Below are 25,919 nucleotides of genomic sequence, written 5' to 3'. Positions count from 1 at the left end.
GCAGGTAACTATGCGAGACAGATCCGGCCAGCTGGTGCCATCACGGGCGGTCCGGCGTCGATCTCCGCGGGCGCCACTGTAGGTTGGGCGACCGTGAGACTCGTCGTCGCGCGCTGCCAGGTCGACTACGCCGGTCGCCTCACCGCCCACCTCCCGATGGCCACCCGGGTGCTGATGATCAAGGCCGACGGGTCCGTGCTCGTCCACTCCGACGGCGGCTCCTACAAGCCGCTCAACTGGATGTCGCCGCCGTGCACGGTCCGCGAGGGCACGACCGACGACGGTGCGGTGGAGTGGACCGTGACCGCGAAGGCTGCCAAGGGAGCCGTCCCCGACACCTTGCGGATCCTCATCGAGGAGATCCACCACGACTCCAACCACGAGCTCGGCATCGACCCCGGACTCCAGAAGGATGGCGTCGAGAAGCACCTCCAGGAGCTCCTGGCCGAGCACCCGGGCACGCTGATGCCCGGCCTCTCGCTGGTACGACGGGAGTACCCCACCGCGATCGGCCCGGTCGACCTGATGTGCCGCGACGCCGACGGTGTCAGCGTGGCGGTCGAGATCAAGCGACGGGGCGAGATCGACGGCGTCGAGCAGCTGACCCGGTATCTGGAGCTGCTCAACCGCGACCCGCTGCTGGCGCCGGTCCGTGGGATCTTCGCCGCACAGGAGATCAAGCCCCAGGCGCGGGTGCTGGCGGGCGACCGGGGCATCACGTGCGCGCTCGTCGACTACGACGCCCTCCGGGGTCTGGACGACCCCACCGACCGACTCTTCTAGCCCGGGTCGGGTGCAAGCGACCGGGCCCGGCCGTCACCAATCCCGGACCCGGCAGTTGTCCAGGCAGCGACTCGGGTCGCCAAGTCACCGAAAGGCTCCTGGCATGGGGAAGCTCGCCACCGTGGCGTTGATCCTGATCGTCTCGGTTGTGGTCCAGCTGGGCGCGCCCGCGAGCACCACTGTGCTCGCGAGCACCACTGTGCTCTCGAGCACCGCTGCCCTCACGAGCACCGCTGCCCTCACCGGTCATCCGCCGGTCGTCCTGGTCCACGGTTACACCACGCGGGGCAGCCTCTGCGAAGGAATCAACCTGGCCAGCTACTGGCGCGGGGCGGAGACCGAGCTGACCGTGCGCCGCAACATCCCCGCGGCCGACGTGCTTCCGGTCAGCTTCTACAAGTGCGACACGAACGGCGTCGACATCACGGGGTCCGGACCGGGAACCGACTACCCGACCACGCGGACCAGCGGCGGCGCCCATCCCCGAGCGGGCTACACCAACGACGCATCCATCGTCCAGATCGCCCGCGACCTGGCGTGGTTCATCCACAACGAGTTCACGAGGGCGGGCCGGCCCGTCTACGCGGTGGGCCATTCCATGGGCGGACTCGTCATCCGCGAAGCGCTGCGCCGGGTGCAGATCCGCGATCCGGCGTTCCCACCCGCGCTGGACGTGCGCATCGCGCTGACGATCGCGACCCCGCACACCGGCTGGGCGAAGGAGTGCCACGCCAACACGCAGTGCGCGGAGATGACGCCCGGCTCACGGTTCCTCGCCGACCTGAGGACCAACCGCCGCCCACAAGGATCGAACACCACCGCATGGTGGGCGATGGGGTCGGAGGACGACGGGAAAACGCTGCTGTGCGACGGAATCCCGACCGACTCCGCGATGGCGATCAGAGGAGTCCATCTGATCTACGTCGATCCGTGCTACCGCCACTGCCAGTACCTCAACGACGATGCGCAGGAGCGCGACGCCGAAGGCAGTCTTGCCCTCCGCGGTCGGCACTCCTTGGCGATGTTGGGTCACGTCCTCAGATAGGGATCGGACAACCGTCCGGTCGTCGTCAATAGGATGTGGCCCGCCATGGCCACGATCTTCCACCTCGCCCTCGCCTCGGACTGGGCGGCCGCCCAGGACGCCGGCGCCTACACGGTCTCGACCCTGGGGCGGACCCTCGCCGAGGAGGGCTTCATCCACGCGAGTCGCGGGGATCAGTGGCCGACCGTGCGCGACAGGTTCTACGCCGACGTGACCGCGCCGCTGCTGCTGCTCCAGATCGACACCGACCGGCTCGACGTACCGGTGGTCGAGGAAACGGCCGCGCCGGGCTCGCCGGAGACCTTCCCGCACATCTACGGGCCACTCGCGCTCGATGCGGTGGTGAAGGCGATCCCCGTCCCGGTCCGCGGCAGCGTGACCACGCCCGCTACCCCGCCCGCGACCCCGCACGCCACTCCCCCGGCGCCCACGGGCGACTCCTTCGGCAGGTTCTTCCTGTCCGAGATGCTCGTCAACATGGCACTGCTGATCCTGATCCTGGTGACGACGGCGATCGGCGTCAGCGTCGGCAGCGCGATCGGCGGCGACATCGCCCTGGTCGCCGGGCTGGCCGTCGGCGTGCTCGTCGGCGGCGGGCTCGCACGCTGGCTCTACGTCCGCAGGCACGCCTGAGGCCATGGTTTCGAGGCTCGCCGGCTCGCACCTCAACCAGCGGCGGCGACGAGCTCCACGACCTCGTCCGCGCAGCCCCAGCTGAGCGTGACCCCCGCACCGCCGTGCCCGTAGCAGTGCACGACGCCGCCGACGCGCTCGAGCCGGACGGACGGCCGGGCAGGCCGGAGCCCGACCTTGTGCCGCAGCACCTTCGCCCCGCCCAGCGCCGGCACCAAAGCGGCCGCACGCTCGAGGATCGCGCGTGCGACGTCGGGGTCCGGCGTACGGCTCCACTCGTCGTGCTCCTCGGTGCCACCGACGACGATGTCGGAGGAACGCGGGACGACGTACGTCGGCATCGGGCCGTCGGTGTCCAGCCACCACTCGCGCAGGCCGACCTGCTCGACCACCACCACCTGGCCCCGGACGGGCACGACGGACCGGTCCCCCGCGAACAGCCGGGCACCCAGCCCGGCGGCGTCGACCACCACGTCGGCGCGGCCGTCGCCGGTCGGCGCCAGGCCGCCGAGGGACAGCCGGGTGAGGGTCCCGCCGAGCGCGGCCAGCCGCGCGACCAGCCAGTCCAGGTAGACCGGCATCTCCACCACCGGCGCGACGAACCTCCAGCCGTCGACGTACCCGGTCGGCAGCCCGTCCGTCGGCAAGACCCGCTCCAGCGACGGAACCGCACCTCGCCACCAGGGGTCGGCCTTCGTGCTGCGGAAGAGCTCGGTGCCGGACTGCATCCGGACGCCGGTCGCGGGATCCGGGGCCAGCTGGGCGAACACCTCGTACGACCGCGCGGCCCAGCCGGTCACCCGGTCCTGCGGCGCGGCCAGGTACGGGTACCAGAGCGCCGCTGCCACCGCTGACGTCGTCTCCCGCGGCAGGTCCCGGGCGAGTACGGCGACCTCGTGGCCGGCCTCGGCCAGCCGCACCGCGCTGGTCAGGCCGATCACGCCGGCACCGACGACGACCACCCTGGACACGAGCGCGTCCTCTGCGTCAGGCTCCCGCGGCCGTGGGCGCGGTCGGATCGGCAGCCCGGCGGCCCTGCTCGCGCGCGACGTACTCCTCGATGTCGTTGAGGTCGTCCTTGCTGCGGGTGACGATCGTGAGCAGGTCGCTCATCGTCGCGACCTCCTCCACCTGCTCCTTGATGAACCACTGCATGAACTGCTCGGAGGCGAAGTCGCTCTCCTCCCGTGCGATCCGGAGCAGGCTGTTGATCTGCTCGGTCACCCGCTTCTCCTGCGCGAGGGCGAGCTCGATCGGGGCGACGACGTCGACGAAGTCCGAGGCCGGCGCGTCGACGCCCGGGATCTGCACGGCCGCGTCGGTGTCGAGGAGGTACTGCACCATCATCATGGCGTGCTCGCGCTCCTCGAGCGCCTGCGCGTAGAAGAACGCCGCCATCTGCGGCATCGTCAGCGCGTCGTAGTGCACCGCGCACGCGAGGTACTGGTTGTGCGCAGCGAACTCGTTGCCGATCTGGACGTTGAGCTGATCGGTGAAGCGGGAGGCAGCCATGGCCGAAACCCTATCGCCCGGTCAGGCAGCCTTCTGCAGGTCCTTCTTGGAGGCCTTCTTGCCATCCTTGGCGCGCACCAGCACCCGCTTCTTGACGGCGTAGCCGTCGGGCAGGGTGCCCTCCTTGAGCATGCGCAACGGGCAGCGTCCGCACTTCGACTTGGAGACGCAGCACTTCGTCTTCGGCAGCTTGCGCGCCTTCGACTTCTTGCCCTTGCCCATGGACCGAGGGTAACGGTCCGAGGTGAGGCTTGCCTATGTACGGTCCGCCACACGGACCCGCGAGAACACCCAGGGCGCGGGGCGGGGCCGGGTCTAGGGTGCTCACGTGATCGAGATCTGGTTGAACCCCGCCTGCTCGAAGTGCCGGACCGCGGTCAGGGAGCTGGACGCGGCGGGCAAGGAGTACGTCGTACGCCGCTATCTCGAGGAGCCGCCGACCGTCGCCGAGCTCGAGGACGTGCTGGCCCGGCTCGGCCTGGAGCCCTGGGACATCGCCCGCACCGCGGACGCCGCGAAGCTCGGCGTCACCCTCCCGGCGAAGGACGTCGCGCACCGCCACGCGTGGCTCGAGGCGATGGTCGACCAGCCACGGCTCATCCAGCGCCCGATCATCACCGCCGCGGACGGCACGACCGTCGTGGCCCGCGACCCTGAGTCGCTGGCCCGGGTGATCGCCGCCGACTGAACCGACGCCGACCGACAGCCTCAGTCGAGGCCGTTGGCCTTGCGGATCACCTGGACGATGCCGCCCATGATCTCGGTGAGCCCGTAGTCCTTCGGGGTGTAGACGGCGGCCACGCCGAGCTCGACCAGCCGTCGGCCGTCGGACTCGGGGATGATGCCGCCGACGATCACCGGCACGTCGCCCATCCCGGCCTCCTTGAGGCCGTCGAGCACGCTCGGCACCAGCTCCATGTGCGAGCCGGACAGGATCGAGAGGCCCACGCAGTGCACGTCCTCGGCCACCGCGGCCGCGACGATCTGCTCAGGCGTCAGCCGGATGCCCTGGTAGATGACCTCGAACCCGGCGTCGCGGGCCCGTACGGCGACCTGCTCGGCGCCGTTCGAGTGCCCGTCGAGACCCGGCTTGCCGACGAGCAGCCGCAGCCGGCCACCCGAGTGACCCGCGAGCTCCTCGCCCGTCTTCTTCACGGCGTCGCGGACAGCGGTGAGCTCCGCGCCGGCCTCGGCCACGCCGACCGCGCCGCTCACGCCGGTCGGCGCACGGAACTCACCGAACACCTCGCGCAGCGTGCCGGCCCACTCCCCCGTGGTCGCGCCCGCGCGGGCGGCGGCCAGGGTGGCGGTCATCAGGTTGACGCCGCTCTTCGCGTCCTCCGCCAGCTTCGCCAGCGCGTCAGCGACCTCGGTCTCGTCGCGCTGCTCCTTCCAGGCCTCGACAGAGGCGAGCGCGGACTTCTCCGCCTCCGGGTCGGCAGCCATGATCGCGCCGTCGAGGTCCGCGGTCAGCGGGCTCGGCTCGGTCGTCTCGAACTTGTTGACGCCCACGATGACCTCGTCGCCGGCCTCGATCCGGCCGCGGCGGGCCGCGTGGGCGGAGACCAGCTCCTGCTTCATGTAGCCGGAGTCGACCGCGGCGATCGCGCCGCCCATCGCCTGCACCCGGTCGATCTCGGCCTTGGCCCCCTCGACGAGCTCGTTGACCTTCGCCTCGATCACGTGCGATCCGTCGAAGATGTCGTCGTACTCCAGCAGGTCCGACTCGAACGCCAGCACCTGCTGCAGCCGCAGCGACCACTGCTGGTCCCAGGGCCGCGGCAGGCCGAGCGCCTCGTTCCACGCCGGCAGCTGGACCGCGCGGGCGCGGGCGTTCTTCGACAGCGTCACGCCGAGCATCTCGAGCACGATCCGCTGCACGTTGTTCTCGGGCTGGGCCTCGGTGAGGCCGAGCGAGTTGACCTGGACGCCGTACCGGAACCGGCGCATCTTCGGGTCCTCGACGCCGTAGCGCTCACGGGTGATCTCGTCCCAGAGCTGGTTGAAGGCGCGCATCTTGCACGTCTCCTCGACGAACCGGACGCCCGCGTTGACGAAGAACGAGATCCGGCCGACGACCTTCTCGAAGTCCGCCTCGTCCACCTGGCCGGAGCTCTTCACCTGGTCGAGCACCGCGATCGCGGTGCACAGGGCGTAGGCGAGCTCCTGCGTCGGGGTCGCCCCCGCCTCCTGCAGGTGGTAGCTGCAGATGTTGATCGGGTTCCACTTCGGGATCTGGTGGACCGTGTAGGCGATCATGTCGGCGATCAGCCGCAGCGAGTGCTCCGGCGGGAACACGTAGGTGCCCCGCGAGAGGTACTCCTTGATGATGTCGTTCTGGGTGGTGCCGGCGAGCTGCGCGGCCACCTCCTCCGGCGACAGGTCGGGGTTCTGCTCCTCCGCCGCGACCTGGTACATCGCGAGCAGCCACATGGCCGTCGCGTTGATCGTCATCGAGGTGTTCATCTCGACGAGCGGGATGTCCTTGAAGAGCTTGCGCATCTCACCGAGGTGCGGCACGGGTACGCCGACCTTGCCGACCTCGCCGCGCGCGAGCGGGCTGTCGGGGTCGTAGCCGGTCTGCGTCGGGAGGTCGAACGCCACCGACAGTCCGGTCTGGCCCTTGGCCAGGTTCGTGCGGTACAGCGCGTTGGAGGCCTCAGCCGTGGAGTGGCCGGCGTAGGTGCGCATCACCCACGGTCGGTCCTTCTGGGGCCTGGCACTCAAGGTCTCGCTCATAAGGGGCAGGATAAAGCGGTTGCTACCCCCAGGTAACGCCCCGGACGTGTGGGGTTTCCGACACGGATCGCGCCGGGTCAGACCGCGATGGCCTCGCGCTCGACCTCGAAGAACCGGATCAAGTGGCTCAGGTGCAGCATCCGGCGCACCGCCGGGCAGGCATCCCGCAGGACGATCCGCTGACCGCCGCGGAGGGCGAACCGGCTGGCGACCGCCAGCACCTTGAGGGCGGTGAGGTCGATGGTTTCCACCTCGGACATGTCGATCGTGATGGCGCCGTCGTGGTGACGCAGGTGGTCGTAGACGGCGTTGCGCACCTCACCCGTGCTCCGGACGTCGAGGTCGCCGCTCAGCATCAAGGTCGGGCCGTCGGTCATGATCTGCATGTCCTCCCCTCCCTCGGTGTGGTCGATCACGCTCGTGGTGACTCTCTACCCACCATGACGCGCGACAGACCGATTCGGTTGCATGCCCAGCGGGTCGGTGTGTCGCAGGTCACACCGGCTGGCGCCGTACGCTCTGGTCATGGTCAACCTCACCCGCATCTACACCCGCACCGGCGACGCCGGTGAGACCCGGCTCGGCGACATGAGCGTCACGTCGAAGACGGACCCGCGGCTGGTGGCCTACGCCGAGGTCGACGAGGCCAACGCGCACCTCGGCGTCGCACTCGCCAGCGGCGGCCTCGACGAGGACGTCGTGAAGGTCATCACCCACGTGCAGAACGACCTCTTCGACGTGGGCGCCGACTTCTGCACGCCGGTGGTCGCCAACCCCGAGTACCCGCCGCTGCGCATCGAGCAGGAGTACGTCGACCGGCTCGAGGCCTGGTGCGACCACTACAACGCACTGGTCCCGAACCTGCGCTCCTTCATCCTCAACGGAGGCACCCCGGCGGCCGCTCACCTGCACGTCGCCCGGACCGTCGTACGACGAGCCGAGCGGGCCGCGTGGGCGGCGTACTCCGTCCACGGCGACACCATGAACAAGCTCGCGATCACCTATCTCAACCGGCTCTCGGACCTGGTGTTCATCCTGGCCCGCTACGCCAACCGCGAGAACGGGGACGTCCTCTGGGTGCCCGGCGGTGAGCGGGGCAAGTGAGGCCTCTGCTCGCTGCGCTCGTCGCCGTCGCGGTGCTGCTCGGCACCGCCGGGTGCAGCGACGACGAGCCCGCCGCCGAGGAGCGCACGTCGGAGCACGCGCGGAGCGAGAAGGGCAAGACGGACAAGAAGCCCCGCGCCGAGACGCGACCCAGCGAGTCCCGGCCCAGCGAGCCCCGGCCCAGTGCTCCCCCACTGACGACGACGTTCGTGCCGGCCGCGAGCCCCCGCGAGCTGGCGGAGCGCCTGACCACCGCCGAGGACCTGGCTCGCGACGACAGCACGGCTGACGACGTCCGGCAGGCGGCGGCGTTCGAGGCCCAGCTCCTCTACCGCCAGCTCGGGCGGACACCGGAGTGGGAGCGGACGGCGCGCGCCGCCGTACCCGATCGGTACCGCGCCGACCTCGACGCGCACCTGACCGCCCGGCACTCCTTGCGCAGCGTGCTGACCACGCTGTCCGACGAGCTGCCGGCGTGGGAGATCGTCGAGCCCGCCCCGACCGCCGACCTGCTGCGGTTCTACCGCGAGGGCGAGCGGGTCCACGGCGTCCGGTGGGAGCTGCTCGCCGCGATCAACCTGGTGGAGACGGGGTTCGGAAAGATCCGCGGCCTCTCGACCGCGGGTGCGCAGGGGCCGATGCAGTTCATCCCCTCGACCTGGGCGGCGTACGGCGAGGGCGACATCGACGACCCCCACGACGCGATCCTCGGGGCGGCCAACTACCTCGCCGCGAACGGCGGCGACACCGGCACGATCAGCGGGGCGGGCGTCGAGAACGCCCTCTACCGCTACAACAACCACGGCGGCTACGTCGCTGGGATCCTGTCCTACGCCTCCATCCTCGAGCGCGACCCGCGAGTGTTGGGCGAGCTGGTGCGCTGGCAGATCCTCTACCTCTCGACGATCGGCGACCTGTGGCTCCCGATCGGCTACCGGGAGACCGCGCCGGTGCCCGTGCGGGTGTACGTCCGGCAGCACCCCGAGCGGCACCTCGGCACCGTCACCGACTGACCTGTGGAGGACCGACGGGACTGTCGTGGCCGCGTGCCACGATGGGCGGGCCGTGGACGTCCTTGCATCACTGACCGACGAGTTCCTCGAGGAGCACTTCGCCCCCGAGACGCTGGAGCGCGCGCGGGGCTACCTCGACCGGATCGACGGCCCGCCGCACCTGCAGCTGCTGAGCGCCGGATCGGTCACGGCGACGGCGTACGTCTACGGATCCGCGCCGACGGCGTACCACGTGCAGCTGCACTGCGAGGTCGGGCGGCCCAGCGGTCGCAGTCGCTCCCGCACCGCCGGCTGGATCTTCAGCCTCTGCACCTGCCCGGTCCGCAACATGTGCAAGCACGGCGCAGCCGTCGCCCTGAGCATGCGCGACGGTCACGTCGGCGCCGAGCGGGTGCCGGAGTGGGAGCGTCAGCTGGGGTCGCTCGTCGAGGACCTGTCACGGACCGCCGACCGAGAGGTGGCGCAGTTCCCGCTCGCCCTGCAGTTCTCGCTGGAGGAGCAGCGGATCTACTCCTACCGCGACGACGGGCCGCTCCTCGGCCTCCGGCCGCTCCGACCCGGCGCCAAGCAGGCGTGGATCAAGACGGGTGCCGACTGGCCCGACATCCCCGGCGCCGTCGTCGCCCGCACACTCCTTCCCGAGCACGCCGACACGATCGGCGCGCTGCACGGCGCGCTCCAGCGGCACCGCGGCTACCAGCCGGCCGGCACCGCCCCGACCCTCGCCCAGTTCGGACCCCACCTACTGCGGCTGCTGCGTGCCGCCGAGGCAGCCGGCGTCGCGTTCGTCCCGGTGCCGCCGCTGACGGGCGTCACCCTTCGTGAGAAGCCGGTGGGCCTGACGGCCGAGATCACCAGCGACGGCTCGATCGCACGGTTGACGCTCGGCGTCGACGTCGACGGGGAGCTGCGGCGCGGCGAGCGGGTCCGGTTCATCGGCAACGACCGGATCGTGGCGCTGCTCGACGACGGTCACCTGCAGATCGCCGAGCTCGATCGTGACGTGCCGACGGTCGCGCGCCGGCTGATCGAGGACCAGCCGCTCGAGGTGCCGGCGGCGGAGATCGACGCGTTCCGGGAGCGGCTGGCCGGGCTGCTCCGGCACCTGACGGTCCGCTCCCCCGACGGGTCGGTCGACGTACCAGTGCCGGTCCGGCCGACACTGGTGGTCACCGTCGGCTGGGTCAGCTCGACCACGGCCGAGCTGATCTGGGAGTGGCGGTACGACGACGCCCACCGCTGCGGACTCGACGCCAGGGACCTGCTCGACGGCCTGCGCGACCGGCGCACCGAGACCACGATCCGGGCGACGGTGCCGTCCGGCCTGCTGGGACGACGGTCGGTGCGCGACGGCGACGCCCTGTCGCTGGCGATCCACGACCTCCCGCACCTGAGGGAGCTGCCCGACATCGAGGTGGTCGAGGAGCAGCGACCGGACTTCCGGGAGGCGACCTCGGCGCCGGTGATCAGCTTCGACGTCGTCACGCCCGCAGCGGACGCCGAGGCCGACCGGGTCACCGACTGGCTCGATCTCGCGGTGACCGTCAACGTCGAGGGCGAGCGGATCCCGCTGCCCGACGTGATCGCCGCGCTCACGCTCGAGCACGAGTTCCTGGTCCTGCCGAGCGGTCTCTTCATCGCGACCGACCGGCCGGAGTTCGACCGGCTGCGCGAGGTGGTGGCCGCTGCCGCCGAGCTGCGGGAGCGCGACGGCGACCGGATCGGCATCGGCACCCACGACCTCGGCCTGTGGGCCCAGCTGGCCGAGACCGGCATCGTCGACGCCCAGGCCGCCGCGTGGGTCGCGCGCGCCCAGGCCCTGCGGGACCTCAAGGAGATCCCGCGACCGGAGCCGGTCGGCCTGGTGACCGACCTGCGGTCCTACCAGCGCGAGGTGTTCTGGTGGCTGGCCTTCCTCTGGGAGCACGGCCTCGGCGGGATCCTGGCCGACGACATGGGTCTCGGCAAGACCCTGCAGGTGCTGGCGCTGATCCACCACGCCCGCGAGCGGCGCCCGGAGGACGGGCCGTTCCTCGTGGTCGCGCCGACCAGCGTGGTGACCGCCTGGGCGCACGAGGTCGAGCGCCATGCTCCGGGCCTGCGGCTGGGTGTCTGCGGTCGTCGTACCGATGACGTCGCCGCGATCGCCGCCGACAGCGACGTCGTCGTCACGACCTACACCGTGCTGCGGCTCGCGCACGCCCGCTACGCCGCCGTGCAGTGGGGCGGTCTGGTCCTCGACGAGGCGCAGCAGGTCAAGAACCACCAGAGCAAGACCTACGCCGCGGCCCGGACCGTCGCCGCGCCGTTCAAGCTCGCGGTCACCGGCACGCCGTTCGAGAACCGGTTGATGGAGCTCTGGGCGCTGTTGTCGATCACCGTGCCCGGCCTCTACCCCTGGCCGCGCCTCTTCAACGAGCGGGTCGCCCGCCCGGTCGAGCGCGACGGGGACAAGGCGGTGCTCGACCGGTTCCGCGCCCGGATCCGGCCGTTCCTCCTGCGCCGCACCAAGGAGCTGGTCGCCAGCGACCTCCCGCCCAAGCAGGAGCAGGTGCTCGACGTCGTGCTCGAGCCGAAGCACCGCAAGATCTACGACACCCACCTGGCCAAGGAGCGGCAGCGGATCCTCGGCCTGGTCGAGGAGGACTTCGCCCGCAACCGGGTGGCGATCTTCAGCGCGCTCACCAAGCTGCGCCAGCTCGCCCTCGACCCCGCGCTCGTCGACCCGGCCCACGACGCGGTCGGGTCGGCCAAGCTCGACCTGCTCGTCGACCACCTCGAGGAGATCACGGCCGAGGGCCACCGGGCGCTGGTGTTCAGCCAGTTCACGTCGTTCCTCACCCGGGTCCGGGACCGGCTGGCCGCGGAGGACATCGGTGCGACCTACCTCGACGGCTCGACCCGCGACCGGGCGGGCGTGATCGACGAGTTCCGGGCCGGTGGTGCACCGGTCTTCCTGATCTCGCTCAAGGCCGGGGGCGTCGGGCTCACCCTGACCGAGGCCGACTACGTCTTCGTGCTCGACCCGTGGTGGAACCCGGCCGCCGAGGCGCAGGCCGTCGACCGCGCGCACCGGATCGGTCAGACCGCCCACGTCCACGTCTACCGGCTCGTCGCGACCGACACCATCGAGGAGAAGGTGATGGAGCTCAAGGGCCGCAAGGCCGAGCTCTTCGCCCAGGTCATCGACGGCGAGGGCGTGATGAGCACCGCGCTCGACGCCGACGACATCCGCGGGCTCTTCGACTGACTAACGTCTCAGCAGAGCCACCATCTCGTCGTACCCGCGCTGCTCGGCGTGCTGCAGCGGCGTCACGCCGTCCCCGTCGGCGATGCCCGGGTCGGCGCCCGCCGCCAGCAGGATCCGCACGATCTCCTGGTGGGCGGCGCCGCCGTCGCCGAGGATGATCGCCTCGAGCAGGGCGGTCCAGCCGAGGTCGTTGACGTGGTTGAGGTCGATGCCGGTCCGGACGACCCGGCGGACGTAGTCGACGTGCCCGCGCTCGCTGGCCGGGATCGGCGACAGGCCGCCGTACCGGTTGCGGATCGTCAGGTCCGGGTTCGCGGGCAGCAGCGCCTCGAGCATGGCGACGCTGCCGGTCACCCCGGTCACGAGCCACGGGGTGTCGTGGCGGTCGTCGAGCGCGTCGGGGTCGGCACCCATCGCGACGAGCAGCTCGGCGACGGCGACGTGGTCGTAGGTCGCGGCGAGCAGCAGCGCGGTGCGGTCGTGCTCGTCCCGGGACTCGATGTCGGCGCCGGCGCGGAGCGCGACGGCGACCGCATCGGCGTCGCCGTCCGCCGCGGCCCGCAGCAACGCCGCGGCCGGATCGGTCGGCTGGTCGGCAGTGGTCACGTTCTCCAGGATCCTCTCCAGTCCGTCGAGCCCGCGCTCGCGGGCCATCTCCAGCGGGGTCAGGCCGGCCGAGGTCGACCGGTCCTGCAGCCGCACGCCACCGGCTGCCAGCACCCGGACCGTCGTCGCGTACGACGTCGTGTCCTCGCCGAGCCAGACCGCCTCGTGGATGGCCTGGTAGCCGATCCGGTTCACGTGGTCCCGGTCGATGCCGGCCCGGAGCAGCTCGCCGACCACCAGGCCGTGGCCGCGCTCGGCCGCGCGGATCAGGCCGGTGCCGTTCCAGCTGTCCTTGTCGTTGATCGCCGCCCCGTTGCGAAGCGTGAGGCGGAGCAGGTCGAGGTAGCCCTCGCTGGTCGCGATGAGGTACGCCGACTGCTCGGTCTCGTCCTTCGCGTTCACGTCCGCGCCCTGCCGCACCAGTCGCCGCGCCCGCCGTACGTCGTCGGCCCAGGCCGCGTCGCGCAGCCGCTCGTCGAGCGCGGCCTGGTCGGCCGGGTCCGGCTCGGCGGACGAGCTGGAGGCGCTCGGGGAGCCCGGCGCGGCCGGGGTGCGGTCGACGCTGCCGGACGACTCCGGCCTGGGGGTCGACCCGCCGTCCCCGCACGCGACCAGGGCGAGCGCGAGCGGGAGGACGGCAAGGACGGTGCGCCTCATCGGGTGGGGTCGGTGACGACGTCGTACGGCCCGGACGCCACCGTCTCGTCGAACTTGCTGTCGACGTAGAGGATCCGGCCGTGCAGGGCCTTCGCGGTCGTCAGCACCCGGTCGGGCGAGCTCGCCACCTGGTCCAGGAGCACGGCGCGGCTGCCGTCGGTCGTGAGGCGCAGCGTCGCGACCATCCTGCTGAAGTTGCGGACCACGGTGAGCCGGTCACCCTGACGGACCAGGCCGTCGGCGTTGACCAGGTCGGCACCGCCGGTCGCGACCTGACTGACTTCGCCGGTCCGGGTCGAGAAGCGCCACAGCTGCCCGGTGTTGCCCTGGGCGACGACGAAGGCGCTGCGGTCGGCGGTCAGCACGATGCCGCCGAGGTTGAACCCGGACCGCCGCTCGATGGTGCCCGTCGCGTCGGCCCACAGGGTCGCCTGCCAGCCGGTGCCCTCGTCGGCGACGCGGAAGACCTGGGCATCGTTGGAGTTGGTGAAGTACGCCGCGCCGTCCGGCCCGATCGCCACGTCGTTGAGGAACACGTCGGTGCCGGGGGCACGGAGGGCGGCGAGCAGGTTACCCTCCGCGTCGTAGACCCAGAGGTCGGGGCGGTCGTTGCCGATGCCGTTCGGGCCGCCGGCGACGTAGACCCGGCCGGCGTCGTCGACGGTGATGCCGCGCGCGGTGAACCGCCCGTCGGTGCCGTCGCCGGCCAGCCACTGCGCGGTCTGCGCGGAGTCCACCGAGCCCCGGTGCAGCTCGCCCCGGTCACCTCGCTGACGTAGAACACCCCGCGGCGCTGGTCGGCGCCGATGCCCTCGAACTTCGAGCCCGCCGGGTTGGCCGGGCCGACGGGGTCGCCGGCGAGCTGGTACGTCGACGGCCGGCCGGGCTCCTGGTCCGCCAGCGCCGGCGCGGCGCCGATGGTGGCCGCGGCCGCGGTGGCGGCGAGCAGGGTGCTGGTCACGAGGGTGGTGCGCTTCATCGATCTCTCCTGGGTGCTGGAATCTCGGATGGCTCCACTCTGCGGCCCGGACCCGGCCCCGGACGTCCGGCAGCCGGCTACCTCTCGATAGCCAATTGGTTGATGCCGTCGGTGTGCCCGCTCCCTAGGCTGTTCCGACCATGACCGCTCCGTCCGCAGACCCTGGCGTCCACGGGATCCTCGCTCCCGCCGTACGGCTCGACCGGTGGCTGCTGATGATCCTCGTCGTCCTGCTCGTCACCTGCTCCGTCCGGTACGTCGACCGGCACGGTCTCGACGCGACCGGTGCTGCCGTGCTGGCGGGTGCGCTGGTGCTGGCGCTCGCCTACGCCACCCGGTCCCTGCTGCCGGGCCGCACCTGGTGGCCGACGGCCTGGATCGCCGGGATGGTCGTGCTCTGGGGCACGCTCACCGCCGTGGCACCGTCGTTCGCGTGGTGCGCGGTGCCCGTGGCGTTCGCGGTGCTCAGGGTGCTGCCGTTCGCCTGGGCGGTCGCGACCGTCGTCCTGATGACCGCGCTGCTCATCGCGGCGTGGCAGCGGATCACCGACGGCTTCGACCCGGTCCAGGTTGCGGGTCCGGTCGGCGTCGGCCTCCTCACGGTCCTCGCCTACCGCGCGCTCGACCTGGAGTCGCGCGCCCGCCAGGACCTGCTCGACCGGCTGGTCGAGGCACAGGACGAGCTCGCCGAGGAGCAGCAGCGCACCGGCGCTCTCGCCGAGCGGACCCGTCTCTCCCGCGAGATCCACGACTCCGTGGGGCAGGGCCTGTCGAGCATCAACCTGCTCCTCCAGGCCGCCGAGCAGAACTGGCAGTCGCAGCCCGCGACCGCCCGGGAGCACGTCGCCACCGCCGCAGCGACCGCCCGCGAGGGCCTCGACGAGGTCCGGCGCGTCGTACGCGACCTGGCACCGGCGGACCTCGCCGCAGACACCACCGGCACGGCGCTGCCCGCGGCGCTCCGGCGGGCGGCCGAGCAGGCGGCGCCCGGGATGCAGGTGGAGGTGCGCGTCGACGGTGCGCCCGGGGTCGTCCCGGCCTCGGTCGCCGCTGCGCTCGTGATGACCGCGCGCGGCGCACTCGCCAACGTCCGGGAGCACGCCGGGGCACAGCGCGTCGCCGTCACGCTCACCCACCACGTCGACGAGGTGCTGCTCGACGTCCGCGACGACGGCCGCGGATTCGTCCCCGGCCAGGTCCGCCCCAGCGGCACCCGGGGAGACGGGCTGGCCGGCATCGTCGCCCGCGCCGAGGCGCTCGGCGGCCGCGCGGACATCGAGAGCGCACCGGGCGAGGGCACCACCGTGTCGGTGCGCTTCCCCGTCGAACCCGTGGAGGGACCGCTGTGATCCGGATCGTGCTGGTCGACGACCACCCCGTCGTGCGTGCCGGGCTCCGCGCGCTGATCGACGGGCAGGATGACCTGTCGGTCATCGGCGAGGCCGACGGCCTCGACCGCGCGCTGGCCACCGTCACCGCGGACCGGCCCGACGTCGTGCTGATGGACCTCAGCCTCGGGGCAGGCGCGGTCGGCGGTGCCGACGTGACGGCCGCCCTCCGGGCGCTCGACGAGCCGCCCGAGGTGCTGGTGCTGACGACGTACGACACCGAGTCCGACATCCTGCGCGCCCTCGACGCCGGAGCGCGGGGCTACCTGCTCAAGGACGCCCCGCCCGACGAGCTGTTCGCCGGCATCCGTGCCACGGCCCGCGGGGAGACGGTGCTGGCACCGTCGGTCGCCGCGACGCTGGTCCGGCGTACGACGCCCGGGGCCACCCCGATCACCGAGCGGGAGGTGGAGGTCCTGGAGCTGCTCTCCCGCGGCCTCGGCAACAAGGAGATGGCGCGGGAGCTGTTCGTGTCCGAGGCGACCGTGAAGTCCCACCTCTCGCACATCTACACCAAGCTCGGGGTCGACACCCGCGCCGGCGCGGTGGCAGCCGCGATCGAGCGCCGCATCATCCGCACCTGAGCGCCTCGCCCTCGACCTACCGGTTCCAGTCGGTGCCCGGCGGCTTGGCCTCGAGCCACGCCTGGAAGCCGGTGAGGGAGGCGAGGCTCATCGCCAGCTCGACCTCGCCGGAGCGCGACGCACAGCGGATCACGACGTGGTCGGGGTAGAGCGAGGCCTGCTCGGCCCCGATGGGCTCGCGCCGGCCGTCGTACGTGAGCTGCTCACGCCACCAGACGCGCTTCGGCTTCGGCCACAGCGTGAAGATCCGGAACCACTCGAGCTTCTCCCCCGAGTAGCGCCCAATCCCCAGCACCCAGCCCTGCCCCGCGGTGTCGGAGCTGAGCCGGTGGCTCAGCTCGAACGTCCCGCCGTGCCGGGCCAGGACCCGGCGCCGGACGACCAGCCCGACGCCGTAGGCCAGCAGCAGGAGCAGCACGATGCCCGAGACATCGAGCAGCCACTCCCACCACGCCATCGACGGACTCTAGTGGCCCGGACCCGAGGAGACCTTTTCGGCAGCCCGGAGCCGCGCCTCGGCACGGCGCACGCGCCGCTCGGCCTCGTTGTTGGCGCCGATGAGGCCACGCGCCTCCTCGAGCTCAGCCTTCGCCTTGTCGACGTGGATGTCCTCGCCGAGCTCGATGTGCTCGGAGAGGATCGACACCCGGTTGTTGGCCACCGAGAGGAACCCGCCGTCGACGGCAGCGACGACCACGTCGTCGGTGCCCTCGACCTGGATCTCCACCACGGCCTCGGCCAGGAGCGACAGCGCCGGGGCGTGGTCGCGCAGCACGCCGATGTCACCCTCGGTCGTGCGCGCGATCACCATCGCCGCGTCGCCGGACCACACGGTGCGGTCCGCTGCGACGAGCTCGACGTGCAGCGCCTCGGTGTCAGCAGCGCCCGTGTGGTCCGCCATGTCAGAGGCTCTTCTGGATCTCGGCCCACTTGGCCTCGACGTCCTCGAGGCCACCGCACATGAAGAACGCCTGCTCGGCCACGTGGTCGTACTCGCCGTCGGCGATCTTGTTGAACGCCTCGATGGTGTCGGCCACCGGCACGGTCGACCCCTCGATGCCGGTGAACTGCTTGGCGACGTAGGTGTTCTGCGACAGGAACCGCTGGATCCGGCGGGCCCGGCTGACGATGACGCGGTCCTCCTCGGACAGCTCGTCGACACCGAGGATCGCGATGATGTCCTGGAGCTCCTTGTTGCGCTGGAGGATCTGCTTGATCCGGATCGCGCAGTCGTAGTGCCCCTGACCGATGTACTGCGGGTCGAGGATCCGCGAGGTCGAGGTCAGCGGGTCCACGGCCGGGTAGATACCGAGCGAGGCGATCTCGCGCGAGAGCTCGGTCGTCGCGTCGAGGTGGGCGAACGTCGTCGCCGGAGCCGGGTCGGTGTAGTCGTCAGCCGGCACGTAGATCGCCTGCATCGAGGTGATCGAGCGGCCACGCGTCGAGGTGATCCGCTCCTGGAGCGTGCCCATCTCGTCGGCGAGGTTGGGCTGGTAGCCCACCGCGGACGGCATCCGGCCGAGCAGCGTCGAGACCTCGGAACCGGCCTGGGTGAACCGGAAGATGTTGTCGACGAACAGCAGCACGTCCTGGTTCTGGACGTCACGGAAGTACTCCGCCATCGTCAGCGCCGAGAGGGCGACACGAAGACGCGTGCCCGGCGGCTCGTCCATCTGGCCGAAGACCAGGGCGACCTTGTCGAACACCCCGGCTTCCTGCATCTCGACGATGAGGTCGTTGCCCTCACGGGTGCGCTCGCCGACACCGGCGAACACCGACACACCACCGTGGTTCTTGGCGACGCGGGCGATCATCTCCTGGATCAGCACGGTCTTGCCGACGCCGGCACCACCGAAGAGGCCGATCTTTCCGCCGGTCACGTACGGCGTCAGCAGGTCGATGACCTTGATGCCGGTCTCGAACATCTGGGTCTTGGACTCCAGCTGGTCGAAGGCGGGCGCCTTGCGGTGGATGCCCCAGCGCTCCGTGACCTCGTACGCCTCGCCCTCGTCGAGGTTGAGGACGTCGCCGGTCGCGTTGTAGACGTGGCCGAGAGTGATGTCACCCACCGGGACCGTGATCGGGCCGCCGGTGTCGGTCACCGGCGCGCCGCGGACGACACCGTCGGTCGGCTTCAGCGAGATGGCGCGGACCAGGCCGTCGCCGATGTGCTGGGCGACCTCGAGCGGGAGGACCGTGGTCTCCCCGGCGAGCTCGACCTCGACCTCGAGCTTGTTGTAGATCTCCGGCATCGCGTCGGCCGGGAACTCGATGTCGACGACAGGGCCGATGACCCGCGCGATCCGACCGGTGGTCCCAGTCTCAACGGCCTCTTCAGCGGTTGCAGTCATTGTGTTCTCCCAAAACTCTATGGGTTGGTTCTTCGTGGGTCAGTCGGGTTGAGCGGGTCAGTCGGTCAGTCGTTGGCAGCGGCCTGAGCGTCGGCCAGCGCGTTCACGCCACCCACGATCTCGCTGATCTCCTGGGTGATGCCGGCCTGGCGGGCCTGGTTGGCGATCCGGGTGAGCTTCTTGATGAGCTCGTCGGCGTTGTCCGTCGCCGCCTTCATCGCCTTCTGCCGGGCGGCCAGCTCGGAGGCGGCCGCCTGCAGCAGGCTGTAGAAGATCCGGCTCTGGACGTACTGCGGCAGCAGCCCGTCGAGCACCTGCGACGCCGACGGCTCGAACTCGTAGAGCGGCAGCAGCTCGTCCTCCTCGGGCGGCTCCTCCCCCTCGACGACCTCCAGCGGAAGCAGCCGTACGGCGGTCGGCTCCTGCACGAGCATCGAGCGGAACCGCGTGTAGACGATGTGGACCTCGTCGACATCCTCGTATCGGGCTTCCTCACCCTGCTGCTCCGCCGAATCAGCAAGGAACGCCTCGATGAGGGCCTTCCCGATCTCCGCTGCCTTGTCGTAGGTCGGCTGGTCGGAGAACCCGGTCCAGGACTCGACGAACGGACGCTCGCGGAACTTGAAGTAGGCCTCGGACTTCCGGCCGGCCAGGAACCAGTCGATCTCCTTGCCCTCGTCCCGCAGGCGTCCCGCGAGCCGCTCGGCCTCCTTGAGCACGCTCGAGGAGTAGGCGCCGGCGAGACCGCGGTCGCTCGTGATCACGAGCACCGCCGCCCGCTTCGGGTTCTCCTCCTCGCGGGTCAGCGGGTGGTCGACGTTGGAGAACGTCGCGACCGCCGACACGGCCCGGGTGAGCTCCCGCGCGTACGGCGCGGCCTGCTGTGCTCGCTGCTGCGCCTTGATGATCCGGGACGCAGCGATGAGCTCCATGGCGCGCGTGATCTTCTTCATCGACTCGGTCGACTTGATCCGCGCGCGGTACTCCCGCAGCGATACAGCCATGGCTAGTCCTCAGCCTCGCTTCTGCTTGACGATCTGCTCCTGCTCGAGCTCGTCGTCGGCCAGCGACTCGGCCTCGGGCTCGTGGCCGACCTTGATGCTGTTGCCCTCGGACGTCTCGAACTGGTCGAGGAAGGAGTCGTACGCCGCGGCGACGCCGTCCTCGTCCTCGAACTTCTGCGTCTCGCGGATGGCGGCCAGCAGGCCCTCGTGCGAACGACGAAGGTAGTCGAGGAACTCGTGCTCGAACCGCAGCACGTCCTCGGTCGGGACCTGGTCGAGACGGCCGCTGGTGCCGAGCCAGAGCGACACGGTCATCTCGGGCAGCGGGTAGGGGCTGTAGGCGGGCTGCTTGAGCAGGGCCATCAGCCGCTGACCGCGGGCCAGCTGCTGGCGCGAGGCCGCGTCGAGGTCGGACGCGAACATCGCGAACGCCTCCATCGCGCGGTACTGCGCCAGGTCGACCTTCAGCGAGCCGGTGACGGCCTTCATCGCCTTGGTCATGGCCGCACCACCGACGCGCGACACCGAGATGCCGACGTCGATCGCGGGCCGCTGGTTGGCGGCGAACAGGTCGGACTGCAGGAAGATCTGGCCGTCGGTGATCGAGATGACGTTGGTCGGGATGTACGCCGAGACGTCGTTGGCCTTGGTCTCGATGATCGGCAGGCCGGTCATCGAGCCGGCGCCGAGGTCGTCGGAGAGCTTCGCGCAGCGCTCGAGCAGCCGGGAGTGCAGGTAGAAGACGTCACCCGGGTAGGCCTCGCGGCCCGGAGGACGACGCAGCAGCAGCGACACGGCGCGGTAGGCCTCGGCCTGCTTGGTCAGGTCGTCGAACACGATCAGGACGTGCTTGCCGGCGTACATCCAGTGCTGGCCGATGGCCGAGCCGGTGTAGGGGGCGAGGTACTTGAAGCCGGCCGAGTCGGACGCGGGGGACGCGACGATCGTCGTGTACTCCAGCGCGCCGGCCTCCTCGAGGGCGCCGCGCACAGCGGCGATGGTCGAGCCCTTCTGACCGATCGCGACGTAGATGCAGCGCACCTGCTTCTCCGGGTCACCGGAGTCCCAGTTCAGCTTCTGGTTGATGATCGTGTCGATCGCGACCGTGGTCTTGCCGGTCGAGCGGTCGCCGATGATCAGCTGACGCTGGCCACGACCGATCGGGGTCATCGCGTCGATCGCCTTGATGCCGGTCGCGAGCGGCTGGTGCACCGACTTGCGCGCCATCACGCCGGGCGCCTGGAGCTCGAGGATGCGGCGACCCTCTGCCTCGATCTCGCCGAGCCCGTCGATCGGGGTGCCGAGCGGGTCGATCACGCGACCCATGAACCCGTCGCCGATCGGGACCGACAGCACCTCACCGGTACGGCGGACCGTCTGGCCCTCCTCGATCTTGTCGAAGTCACCGAGGATGACGACGCCGATCTCGCGCTCCTCGAGGTTCAGGGCCAGGCCCCGGGTGCCGTCCTCGAACTCGAGCAGCTCGTTGGCCATCGCCGACGGCAGGCCGCTCACGCGCGCGATGCCGTCGCCGGCGGAGACGACGTGGCCGATCTCCTCCTTGCTGGCCGCGGAGGGCTCGTAGTCGGCGACGTACTTGGCGAGGGCGTCGCGGATCTCGTCCGGACGGATGGAGAGTTCCGTCATCTCAGTGCCTTCTCTCTGGTTCTTCTGGAACGTACGTAGGTGATGTCGGTGAGCGAGCTGGTCGGGATCTCGAGATCCGCGTCAGCCGGCGAGCTTGCGGCGGGCGTCGTCGAGGCGGCTGGAGATCGTGCCGTCGATGACGTCGCCGCCGATCTCGACCTTGATGCCACCGATGACATCCGGGTCGACGACGATGTTGAGGTGGACCGGCCGGCCGTACTGCTCGGTGAGCGCCGCCTCCAGCCGCTGGACCTCGCTCTCGCCCAGCGGGCGAGCGACCCGGACCGTCGCCACGTCGCGCCCGTGGACGTCGGCGGCGACCTTCTCGTAGTCCTCGAGCGCCACGGCGACGCTGCGGTGGCTACCGGTCAGGGCCTGCTTGACCAGGATGACCGTGGCCGGGAGCACCTTGCCGTCGAGCAGGGTGTCGACCAGCGCTGCCTTGTCGTCCGCGCTGCGAGCACGGTCCGACAGGGCGTTGCGGAGGTCGGGGCTGTCGTTGACGATGCTGCGCACCGAGAACAGCTCGTCGACGACCTGGTCCGCGTCGCGGCCCGTGGAACGGACGGCCGCCACGACACCGACGTACTCCAGCGCGTCGGCGAGGTCGCGGGTGCGCGTCCACCGACGACCCACCGCGTCCTTGAGCAGGTCCAGCGTGGCCGGGTCGACCTTGCCGTCGTACAGCTCCGAGACCAGACCGGTCTTGGCCTCGCTCGGAAGGGCGAAGTCGGTGGCGAACCGCCGCAGCGCGCCTTCGGAGCGGAGGTTCGCCGCGACCGCGAACAGGTCCTGGGCGACCGTGGCCGATCCCTCGACCCCGTCGACCAGCGCGGCGACGGCTTCGCTGGAGGCCGCTCGGAACGAGAGCATCAGTTCGCCCCCGGGGTCCCGGTCTCGAGCTCGGCGAGGAACCGCTCCACGACGCGCCCCTGACGAGCGTCGTCGTCGAGCGACTCGCCCACGATGCGACCCGCGAGGGTCGTCGCCAGGCTGCCGACCTCACCACGGAGCGAGGTGACCGCCTGCTGGCGCTCGGCCTCGATCTGGGCCTTGCCGTGCTCGACGATCCGCGAGGACTCGGCCTGGGCCTGCTCCCGCATCTCGGCGACGATCGCCGCGCCCTGCTCGCGCGCTTCCTCTCGGATGCGCGCAGCCTCGTGCCGGGCGTCGGCGAGCTGTGCCTCGAGCTCGGCGAGCTTGGCGTCAGCCTCGGCCTGCTTCGTCTCGGCTGCGGCCAGGCCGCCCTCGATCGCCTGCGTGCGCTCGCTGAACGTCTTCTCGAAGTTCGGTGCGACGAACTTCCAGATGAGGAAGAAGAGGATGCCGAACACCACGAGGGCGATGACAACCTCGATCCACTCGACTGCGAGCGGGCTCGGCTCGTGGCCTCCCTCTGCAGCGAGGATCACCAACAGTGATTTCATGGACCTGACCTTGTCGATCTACTTAGACGGGCGATCGGTACGCAGGACGGGAGTCGTCGGGGACGACTCGCGTCACTGCGTGCTTTCGCCGGTCAGGACGAACGCGAGCGCGATGCCGATGATGGCGAGCGCCTCAGCGAGCGCGAATCCGAGGATCGCGATCGACTGCAGGCGGCTCTGCGCCTCGGGCTGGCGGGCAACGCCGTTGATGTACGCGGCGAAGATGAGACCGATGCCGATACCCGGGCCAATGGCAGCCAGGCCGTAACCGATCATGTTGAGAGAGCCACCCATGGCTACTTTCCTTTCGGGTTGTTTTCTCGTGTGAGAACTGTGGGATTGACGGTGAACGAGGCGCGGATCAGTGCTCGTCTGCGAGCGCGCCCTGGATGTACATGGCGTTGAGGAGCGTGAAGACGTAGGCCTGCAGGAACTGGACCAGGATCTCGAGGAAGCTGATCGCGACGGCCAGCACCCAGGCGAGCGAGCCCGCCACGATGTTGATGGGCGAGGCGGTCTCGATCAGGTAGAGGCCACCGGTCGCGAACAGGACCAGCAGGATGTGGCCGGCGAACATGTTGCAGAAGAGACGCAGGGCCAGCGTCACCGGCCGGACCAGGATGTTGGAGAAGAACTCCAGCGGCACCAGCAGCGGGTACATCACGGGGCTCACGCCGCTCGGCACGCTCTGCAGCTTGAGGTAGCCGATCGGACCGTGCTTGTACATGCCGACGCCGTTGTAGACCAGCCAGGACAGGCCGGCCAGGGAGTAGGCCATGCTCGCGCGGCTGAACGTCGGGAACTGGATGAACGGGATGCTGGCGAACAGGTTGTTCACCAGGATGAAGAAGAAGATCGCGGCCAGGTAGGGCACGAACTTCTGGAAGTCGTGGGCGCCGATGATGTCGCGGGCGACGCTGTTGCGGACGAAGCCGTAGGCCCCCTCGCCGGCGAACTGGAGCTTGCCCGGCACCATCGCCCGCTTGCGGGAGGCGAGGTAGAGGAAGCCGAAGACGAGGATCGCTGCCAGGACCAGCTGGACCATCGGCTTTGTCACCGCGGTGCCCGCGATGCCGGGAAGGTCGAAGATCCCGGGGCCCGGGGCCTCGAACGGCTCCGCCGTGATGGTGGCTTCGGTGGCTACGTTGATCACCGGAGTCTCCTTACTCGTCGTCCTGGTCTGGGTGCTGCGGGAGCTGCGCTGTCTGTTCGGGCCGGAAGCGAGCGAAGGTCAGGTAGAGCCCCAACGCCGCGCCCGCCAGGATCCCGATCGCCACCAGGTAGCGGGTGCCGAGCCAGCGGTCGGCCAGCCAGCCCAGGAACCCGTAGAACGCGACCCCGGCCACGATGTAGCCGAACGCATGCCACGGATCGCCCTTCGGCTTCTCCTCGGGCTGACTCATTGCGCCCCGGACAATAGCAGGGGGTGGAGGTCATCGCGCACCGCCCTCTGCTGCCGGACGAGCGGCCTCCGAGGGACCGTTCACCGACTGTTCGCCAGGGGTCTCGAACGCGGGGATCCGGGCCTTCGCCGAGGCGATCAGCTGGGCCGACGTCCAGGCCAGGACACCGACGATGATCGCCCCGCCGAGCCAACCACGGTCGAGGTTCTCGTCGAGCACGCCGGCGCGGTTGAGGCCGACGAACACGACCAGCATCAGCAGCACCTGCATGGTGTAGGTGAGCATCGCGACGAGGAGCGAGGCCACCGGCATCAGCCGGGACACCGCATCGACCGCGAACGCACCGAACGAGAAGATGACCAGGGTGATCACGGTGCCGACGAGGGCGCCGTACGCCGCCGCCTCGCCGCCTGTCAGCACGGCCGCCAGGACCACCAGCACGCCGACCACCGTGGTCACCGCGGCCGCGAGGACCAGCGGTCCGGGGGTGGTGGTCGTCAGCATCGGCGGCCGCCCTTCCAGGTGACTCGGTGGCAGTGGGTCACTGGCGCTTTCTGAGCACTTCCTGAGCGCTCGTGAAAGTTATCACAAAGTCTGGGGCGTCTTCGAATCGGGGTCCGGGCCGGGCCCGTCTCCCCCCTCGCCGGCACTCTCGACGCCACCCTCGCCGACCTGCCCCGAGCTCGGGAGGTGCGGCACCAGGAAGGTCAGCCCGACGGTCACCACGAACGCGGCGCCGATGCCGATCCAGACCGCCAGCTCGTCGTACAGGCTGGCCACGACGGTGCCGAAGGCGATCAGCCCGGCCCACAGCCACATGATGATCACCGCGCGGCGGTGCGAGTGCCCGATCTCCAGCAGCCGGTGGTGCAGGTGCTGCTTGTCGGGCGCGAACGGCGATCGCCCGGCAGCCGTGCGTCTCACGACGGCGAGCAGAAGGTCGGCGAGCGGCACGACCAGGATCAGGATCGGCAGGGCGACGGGCAGCAGCATCGGCAGCAGGCTGGCCCGCGCGCCGTCGGCGCCCTCGGCGATGTCGATCAGGGAGAACTGGGTCGTGACCGTGAGACCGGTCGCGGACAGCACCAGGCCGAGCAGCATCGAGCCGCTGTCACCCATGAACAGCCGGGCCGGATGGAAGTTGTGCACGAGGAAGCCGGCGCACGCCCCGGCCAGCGCGGCCGACAACAGGGCCCCGGTGGTTGCCCGCTGGACCTCGTTGATGACCGTTAGCTGGTAGCAGAAGAGGAAGAAGGCCAGCGCGCTGATCCCGATCACGCCCGCGGCGAGGCCGTCCAGACCGTCGATGAAGTTCACCGCGTTGACAGTCGCGAGCACGATCACCGCGGTCAGCAGCGCACCCTGGGTCGGGTCGAGCACGAACTGCGAGCCGTCCCGCTGGAAGAAGTAGCGGAACTGGATGCCCGAGTAGACCAGGACCCCGACCGCGACCACCTGACCGCCGAACTTCGTGAGCGCGTCGAGGTCGAAGATGTCGTCGAGGACGCCGACCGCGCAGACCAGGGCGCCGGCGGCCAGCACGGCGAACGCGTCCTCGAACACGAACGGCTGGCTCCCCGACAGGAACGGCAGCTCCCGCGCGACGAGGAAGGCGGCGAAGAGGCCGCCCAGCATGGCCAGGCCGCCGAGGTACGGGACCGGCTCGGCGTGGACGTCGCGGTCACGGACCTTGGCGACGGCGCCGGTGCGGATCGCGATCTCCCGCGCGACGACGGTCAGCAGATAGGTCACCGCCGCAGCGACCAGGAAGACGACGAAGTACTCGCGCATCGG

The 25,919-nt window shown here is 70.5% G+C and carries 29 protein-coding genes; 10 read left to right on the top strand and 19 right to left on the bottom strand.

Features of this window, described 5'->3' with window-relative positions; all coding sequences use genetic code 11:
• The first annotated feature begins 93 nt into the window (after window positions 1-93).
• The 3 genes from nucS to D0Z08_RS11775 all read left to right on the top strand — a co-directional run bounded on the left by nucS (window position 94) and on the right by D0Z08_RS11775 (window position 2,461).
• Entirely contained in the window at window positions 94-783 is a 690-nt protein-coding gene (gene nucS / locus D0Z08_RS11785; protein ID WP_118925436.1) for an endonuclease NucS, read from the top strand.
• 103 nt (window positions 784-886) lie between these two features.
• Window positions 887-1,828, top strand: coding sequence for an esterase/lipase family protein (locus D0Z08_RS11780; protein ID WP_118925435.1), 942 nt, complete (start codon window positions 887-889; stop codon window positions 1,826-1,828).
• A gap of 45 nt (window positions 1,829-1,873) precedes the next feature.
• Entirely contained in the window at window positions 1,874-2,461 is a 588-nt protein-coding gene (locus tag D0Z08_RS11775; protein ID WP_118925434.1) for a DUF952 domain-containing protein, read from the top strand.
• A gap of 32 nt (window positions 2,462-2,493) precedes the next feature.
• On the opposite strand, the gene D0Z08_RS11770 is transcribed toward D0Z08_RS11775, so the two are convergent.
• Genes D0Z08_RS11770 through D0Z08_RS11760 form a run of 3 tightly spaced genes read right to left on the bottom strand, consistent with a single transcriptional unit; the run spans window position 2,494 to window position 4,195 of the window.
• The gene (locus tag D0Z08_RS11770) at window positions 2,494-3,432 is read right to left on the bottom strand and encodes an FAD-dependent oxidoreductase (protein WP_118925433.1); all 939 of its coding nucleotides are present in this window, start codon (window positions 3,430-3,432) and stop codon (window positions 2,494-2,496) included.
• A 16-nt stretch (window positions 3,433-3,448) separates the two neighbouring features.
• On the bottom strand, window positions 3,449-3,973 hold the full coding sequence (locus D0Z08_RS11765) for a ferritin (RefSeq protein WP_118925432.1): 525 nt from the start codon (window positions 3,971-3,973) through the stop codon (window positions 3,449-3,451).
• Between the two features lie 21 nt (window positions 3,974-3,994).
• A complete protein-coding gene (locus D0Z08_RS11760) occupies window positions 3,995-4,195 on the bottom strand; it encodes a hypothetical protein (RefSeq protein WP_118925431.1) in 201 nt (66 codons plus the stop codon).
• A 106-nt stretch (window positions 4,196-4,301) separates the two neighbouring features.
• Here D0Z08_RS11760 and D0Z08_RS11755 point away from each other — a divergent pair, with 106 nt between their 5' ends.
• Window positions 4,302-4,661 carry an ArsC/Spx/MgsR family protein gene (locus D0Z08_RS11755; protein WP_245993892.1) on the top strand — a complete coding sequence of 120 codons (360 nt, stop codon included), beginning with the start codon at window positions 4,302-4,304 and terminating at the stop codon, window positions 4,659-4,661.
• A gap of 20 nt (window positions 4,662-4,681) precedes the next feature.
• Here the strand turns inward: D0Z08_RS11755 and D0Z08_RS11750 are convergent, their stop codons facing one another.
• Window positions 4,682-6,712, bottom strand: coding sequence for a protein meaA (locus D0Z08_RS11750; RefSeq protein WP_220454153.1), 2,031 nt, complete (start codon window positions 6,710-6,712; stop codon window positions 4,682-4,684).
• A gap of 77 nt (window positions 6,713-6,789) precedes the next feature.
• On the bottom strand, window positions 6,790-7,128 hold the full coding sequence (locus D0Z08_RS11745) for an STAS domain-containing protein (protein ID WP_245993891.1): 339 nt from the start codon (window positions 7,126-7,128) through the stop codon (window positions 6,790-6,792).
• Window positions 7,129-7,237: 109 nt separating this feature from the next.
• Between D0Z08_RS11745 and D0Z08_RS11740 the strand changes: the two genes are divergently transcribed.
• From D0Z08_RS11740 to D0Z08_RS11730, 3 genes are read left to right on the top strand one after another with little or no spacing between them, the layout of a single operon-like run.
• Entirely contained in the window at window positions 7,238-7,816 is a 579-nt protein-coding gene (locus tag D0Z08_RS11740) for a cob(I)yrinic acid a,c-diamide adenosyltransferase (protein WP_118925430.1), read from the top strand.
• Window positions 7,813-8,829, top strand: a complete 1,017-nt coding sequence (locus tag D0Z08_RS11735; RefSeq protein WP_118925429.1) for a lytic transglycosylase domain-containing protein — start codon at window positions 7,813-7,815, stop codon at window positions 8,827-8,829. Before D0Z08_RS11740 ends, D0Z08_RS11735 begins: the two co-directional genes overlap by 4 nt.
• Window positions 8,830-8,881: 52 nt before the next feature.
• Window positions 8,882-12,079 (top strand): DEAD/DEAH box helicase, encoded by a 3,198-nt coding sequence (locus D0Z08_RS11730; RefSeq protein WP_118925428.1) that lies wholly within the window; start codon window positions 8,882-8,884, stop codon window positions 12,077-12,079.
• Here D0Z08_RS11730 and D0Z08_RS32650 read toward each other — a convergent pair whose 3' ends face one another.
• Window positions 12,080-13,342 carry an ankyrin repeat domain-containing protein gene (locus D0Z08_RS32650; RefSeq protein WP_220454152.1) on the bottom strand — a complete coding sequence of 421 codons (1,263 nt, stop codon included), beginning with the start codon at window positions 13,340-13,342 and terminating at the stop codon, window positions 12,080-12,082.
• Window positions 13,339-14,079, bottom strand: coding sequence for an SMP-30/gluconolactonase/LRE family protein (locus D0Z08_RS11720; RefSeq protein WP_245993890.1), 741 nt, complete (start codon window positions 14,077-14,079; stop codon window positions 13,339-13,341). The genes D0Z08_RS32650 and D0Z08_RS11720 overlap by 4 nt, the downstream gene beginning before the upstream one ends.
• A 69-nt stretch (window positions 14,080-14,148) precedes the next feature.
• On the opposite strand from D0Z08_RS11720, the gene D0Z08_RS32955 reads away from it, so the two are divergent.
• From D0Z08_RS32955 to D0Z08_RS11710, 3 genes are read left to right on the top strand one after another with little or no spacing between them, the layout of a single operon-like run.
• The gene (locus tag D0Z08_RS32955; protein WP_245993889.1) at window positions 14,149-14,412 is read left to right on the top strand and encodes a hypothetical protein; all 264 of its coding nucleotides are present in this window, start codon (window positions 14,149-14,151) and stop codon (window positions 14,410-14,412) included.
• A 49-nt stretch (window positions 14,413-14,461) separates the two neighbouring features.
• The gene (locus D0Z08_RS11715) at window positions 14,462-15,670 is read left to right on the top strand and encodes a sensor histidine kinase (RefSeq protein WP_118925427.1); all 1,209 of its coding nucleotides are present in this window, start codon (window positions 14,462-14,464) and stop codon (window positions 15,668-15,670) included.
• Window positions 15,667-16,293 (top strand): response regulator, encoded by a 627-nt coding sequence (locus D0Z08_RS11710; protein ID WP_118925426.1) that lies wholly within the window; start codon window positions 15,667-15,669, stop codon window positions 16,291-16,293. The genes D0Z08_RS11715 and D0Z08_RS11710 overlap by 4 nt, the downstream gene beginning before the upstream one ends.
• Before the next feature lie 16 nt (window positions 16,294-16,309).
• Here D0Z08_RS11710 and D0Z08_RS11705 read toward each other — a convergent pair whose 3' ends face one another.
• From D0Z08_RS11705 to D0Z08_RS11650, 12 genes are all read right to left on the bottom strand, one after another.
• Window positions 16,310-16,750, bottom strand: coding sequence for a DUF2550 domain-containing protein (locus D0Z08_RS11705; protein WP_118925425.1), 441 nt, complete (start codon window positions 16,748-16,750; stop codon window positions 16,310-16,312).
• A 9-nt stretch (window positions 16,751-16,759) separates the two neighbouring features.
• Window positions 16,760-17,194, bottom strand: a complete 435-nt coding sequence (locus D0Z08_RS11700) for a F0F1 ATP synthase subunit epsilon (RefSeq protein ID WP_118925424.1) — start codon at window positions 17,192-17,194, stop codon at window positions 16,760-16,762.
• Between the two features lies 1 nt (window position 17,195).
• Window positions 17,196-18,644, bottom strand: a complete 1,449-nt coding sequence (gene atpD / locus D0Z08_RS11695) for a F0F1 ATP synthase subunit beta (RefSeq protein ID WP_118925423.1) — start codon at window positions 18,642-18,644, stop codon at window positions 17,196-17,198.
• A 65-nt stretch (window positions 18,645-18,709) separates the two neighbouring features.
• On the bottom strand, window positions 18,710-19,648 hold the full coding sequence (locus D0Z08_RS11690) for a F0F1 ATP synthase subunit gamma (protein WP_118925422.1): 939 nt from the start codon (window positions 19,646-19,648) through the stop codon (window positions 18,710-18,712).
• Window positions 19,649-19,657: 9 nt separating this feature from the next.
• Window positions 19,658-21,295 (bottom strand): F0F1 ATP synthase subunit alpha, encoded by a 1,638-nt coding sequence (atpA, locus tag D0Z08_RS11685; RefSeq protein WP_118925421.1) that lies wholly within the window; start codon window positions 21,293-21,295, stop codon window positions 19,658-19,660.
• An 81-nt stretch (window positions 21,296-21,376) separates the two neighbouring features.
• A complete protein-coding gene (locus D0Z08_RS11680) occupies window positions 21,377-22,168 on the bottom strand; it encodes a F0F1 ATP synthase subunit delta (protein WP_118925420.1) in 792 nt (263 codons plus the stop codon).
• A complete protein-coding gene (locus D0Z08_RS11675; protein WP_118925419.1) occupies window positions 22,168-22,722 on the bottom strand; it encodes a F0F1 ATP synthase subunit B in 555 nt (184 codons plus the stop codon). Before D0Z08_RS11675 ends, D0Z08_RS11680 begins: the two co-directional genes overlap by 1 nt.
• Window positions 22,723-22,794: 72 nt before the next feature.
• A complete protein-coding gene (gene atpE, locus D0Z08_RS11670) occupies window positions 22,795-23,016 on the bottom strand; it encodes an ATP synthase F0 subunit C (protein ID WP_118925418.1) in 222 nt (73 codons plus the stop codon).
• Between the two features lie 67 nt (window positions 23,017-23,083).
• Window positions 23,084-23,875 carry a F0F1 ATP synthase subunit A gene (gene atpB, locus D0Z08_RS11665; RefSeq protein WP_245993888.1) on the bottom strand — a complete coding sequence of 264 codons (792 nt, stop codon included), beginning with the start codon at window positions 23,873-23,875 and terminating at the stop codon, window positions 23,084-23,086.
• Window positions 23,876-23,885: 10 nt separating this feature from the next.
• Window positions 23,886-24,125 (bottom strand): AtpZ/AtpI family protein, encoded by a 240-nt coding sequence (locus D0Z08_RS11660; RefSeq protein ID WP_118925417.1) that lies wholly within the window; start codon window positions 24,123-24,125, stop codon window positions 23,886-23,888.
• A gap of 30 nt (window positions 24,126-24,155) precedes the next feature.
• The gene (locus D0Z08_RS11655; protein WP_118925416.1) at window positions 24,156-24,629 is read right to left on the bottom strand and encodes a hypothetical protein; all 474 of its coding nucleotides are present in this window, start codon (window positions 24,627-24,629) and stop codon (window positions 24,156-24,158) included.
• A gap of 81 nt (window positions 24,630-24,710) precedes the next feature.
• Window positions 24,711-25,916 carry a glycosyltransferase family 4 protein gene (locus D0Z08_RS11650; protein WP_118925415.1) on the bottom strand — a complete coding sequence of 402 codons (1,206 nt, stop codon included), beginning with the start codon at window positions 25,914-25,916 and terminating at the stop codon, window positions 24,711-24,713.
• Between the last annotated feature and the right edge of the window lie 3 nt (window positions 25,917-25,919).

It is taken from the genome of Nocardioides immobilis, from assembly GCF_003515065.1.
GTDB classification, from domain to species: domain Bacteria; phylum Actinomycetota; class Actinomycetes; order Propionibacteriales; family Nocardioidaceae; genus Nocardioides; species Nocardioides immobilis.
Note: the sequence above shows the minus strand (reverse complement) of the source record. Positions and strands in the feature narration are given on the sequence as shown.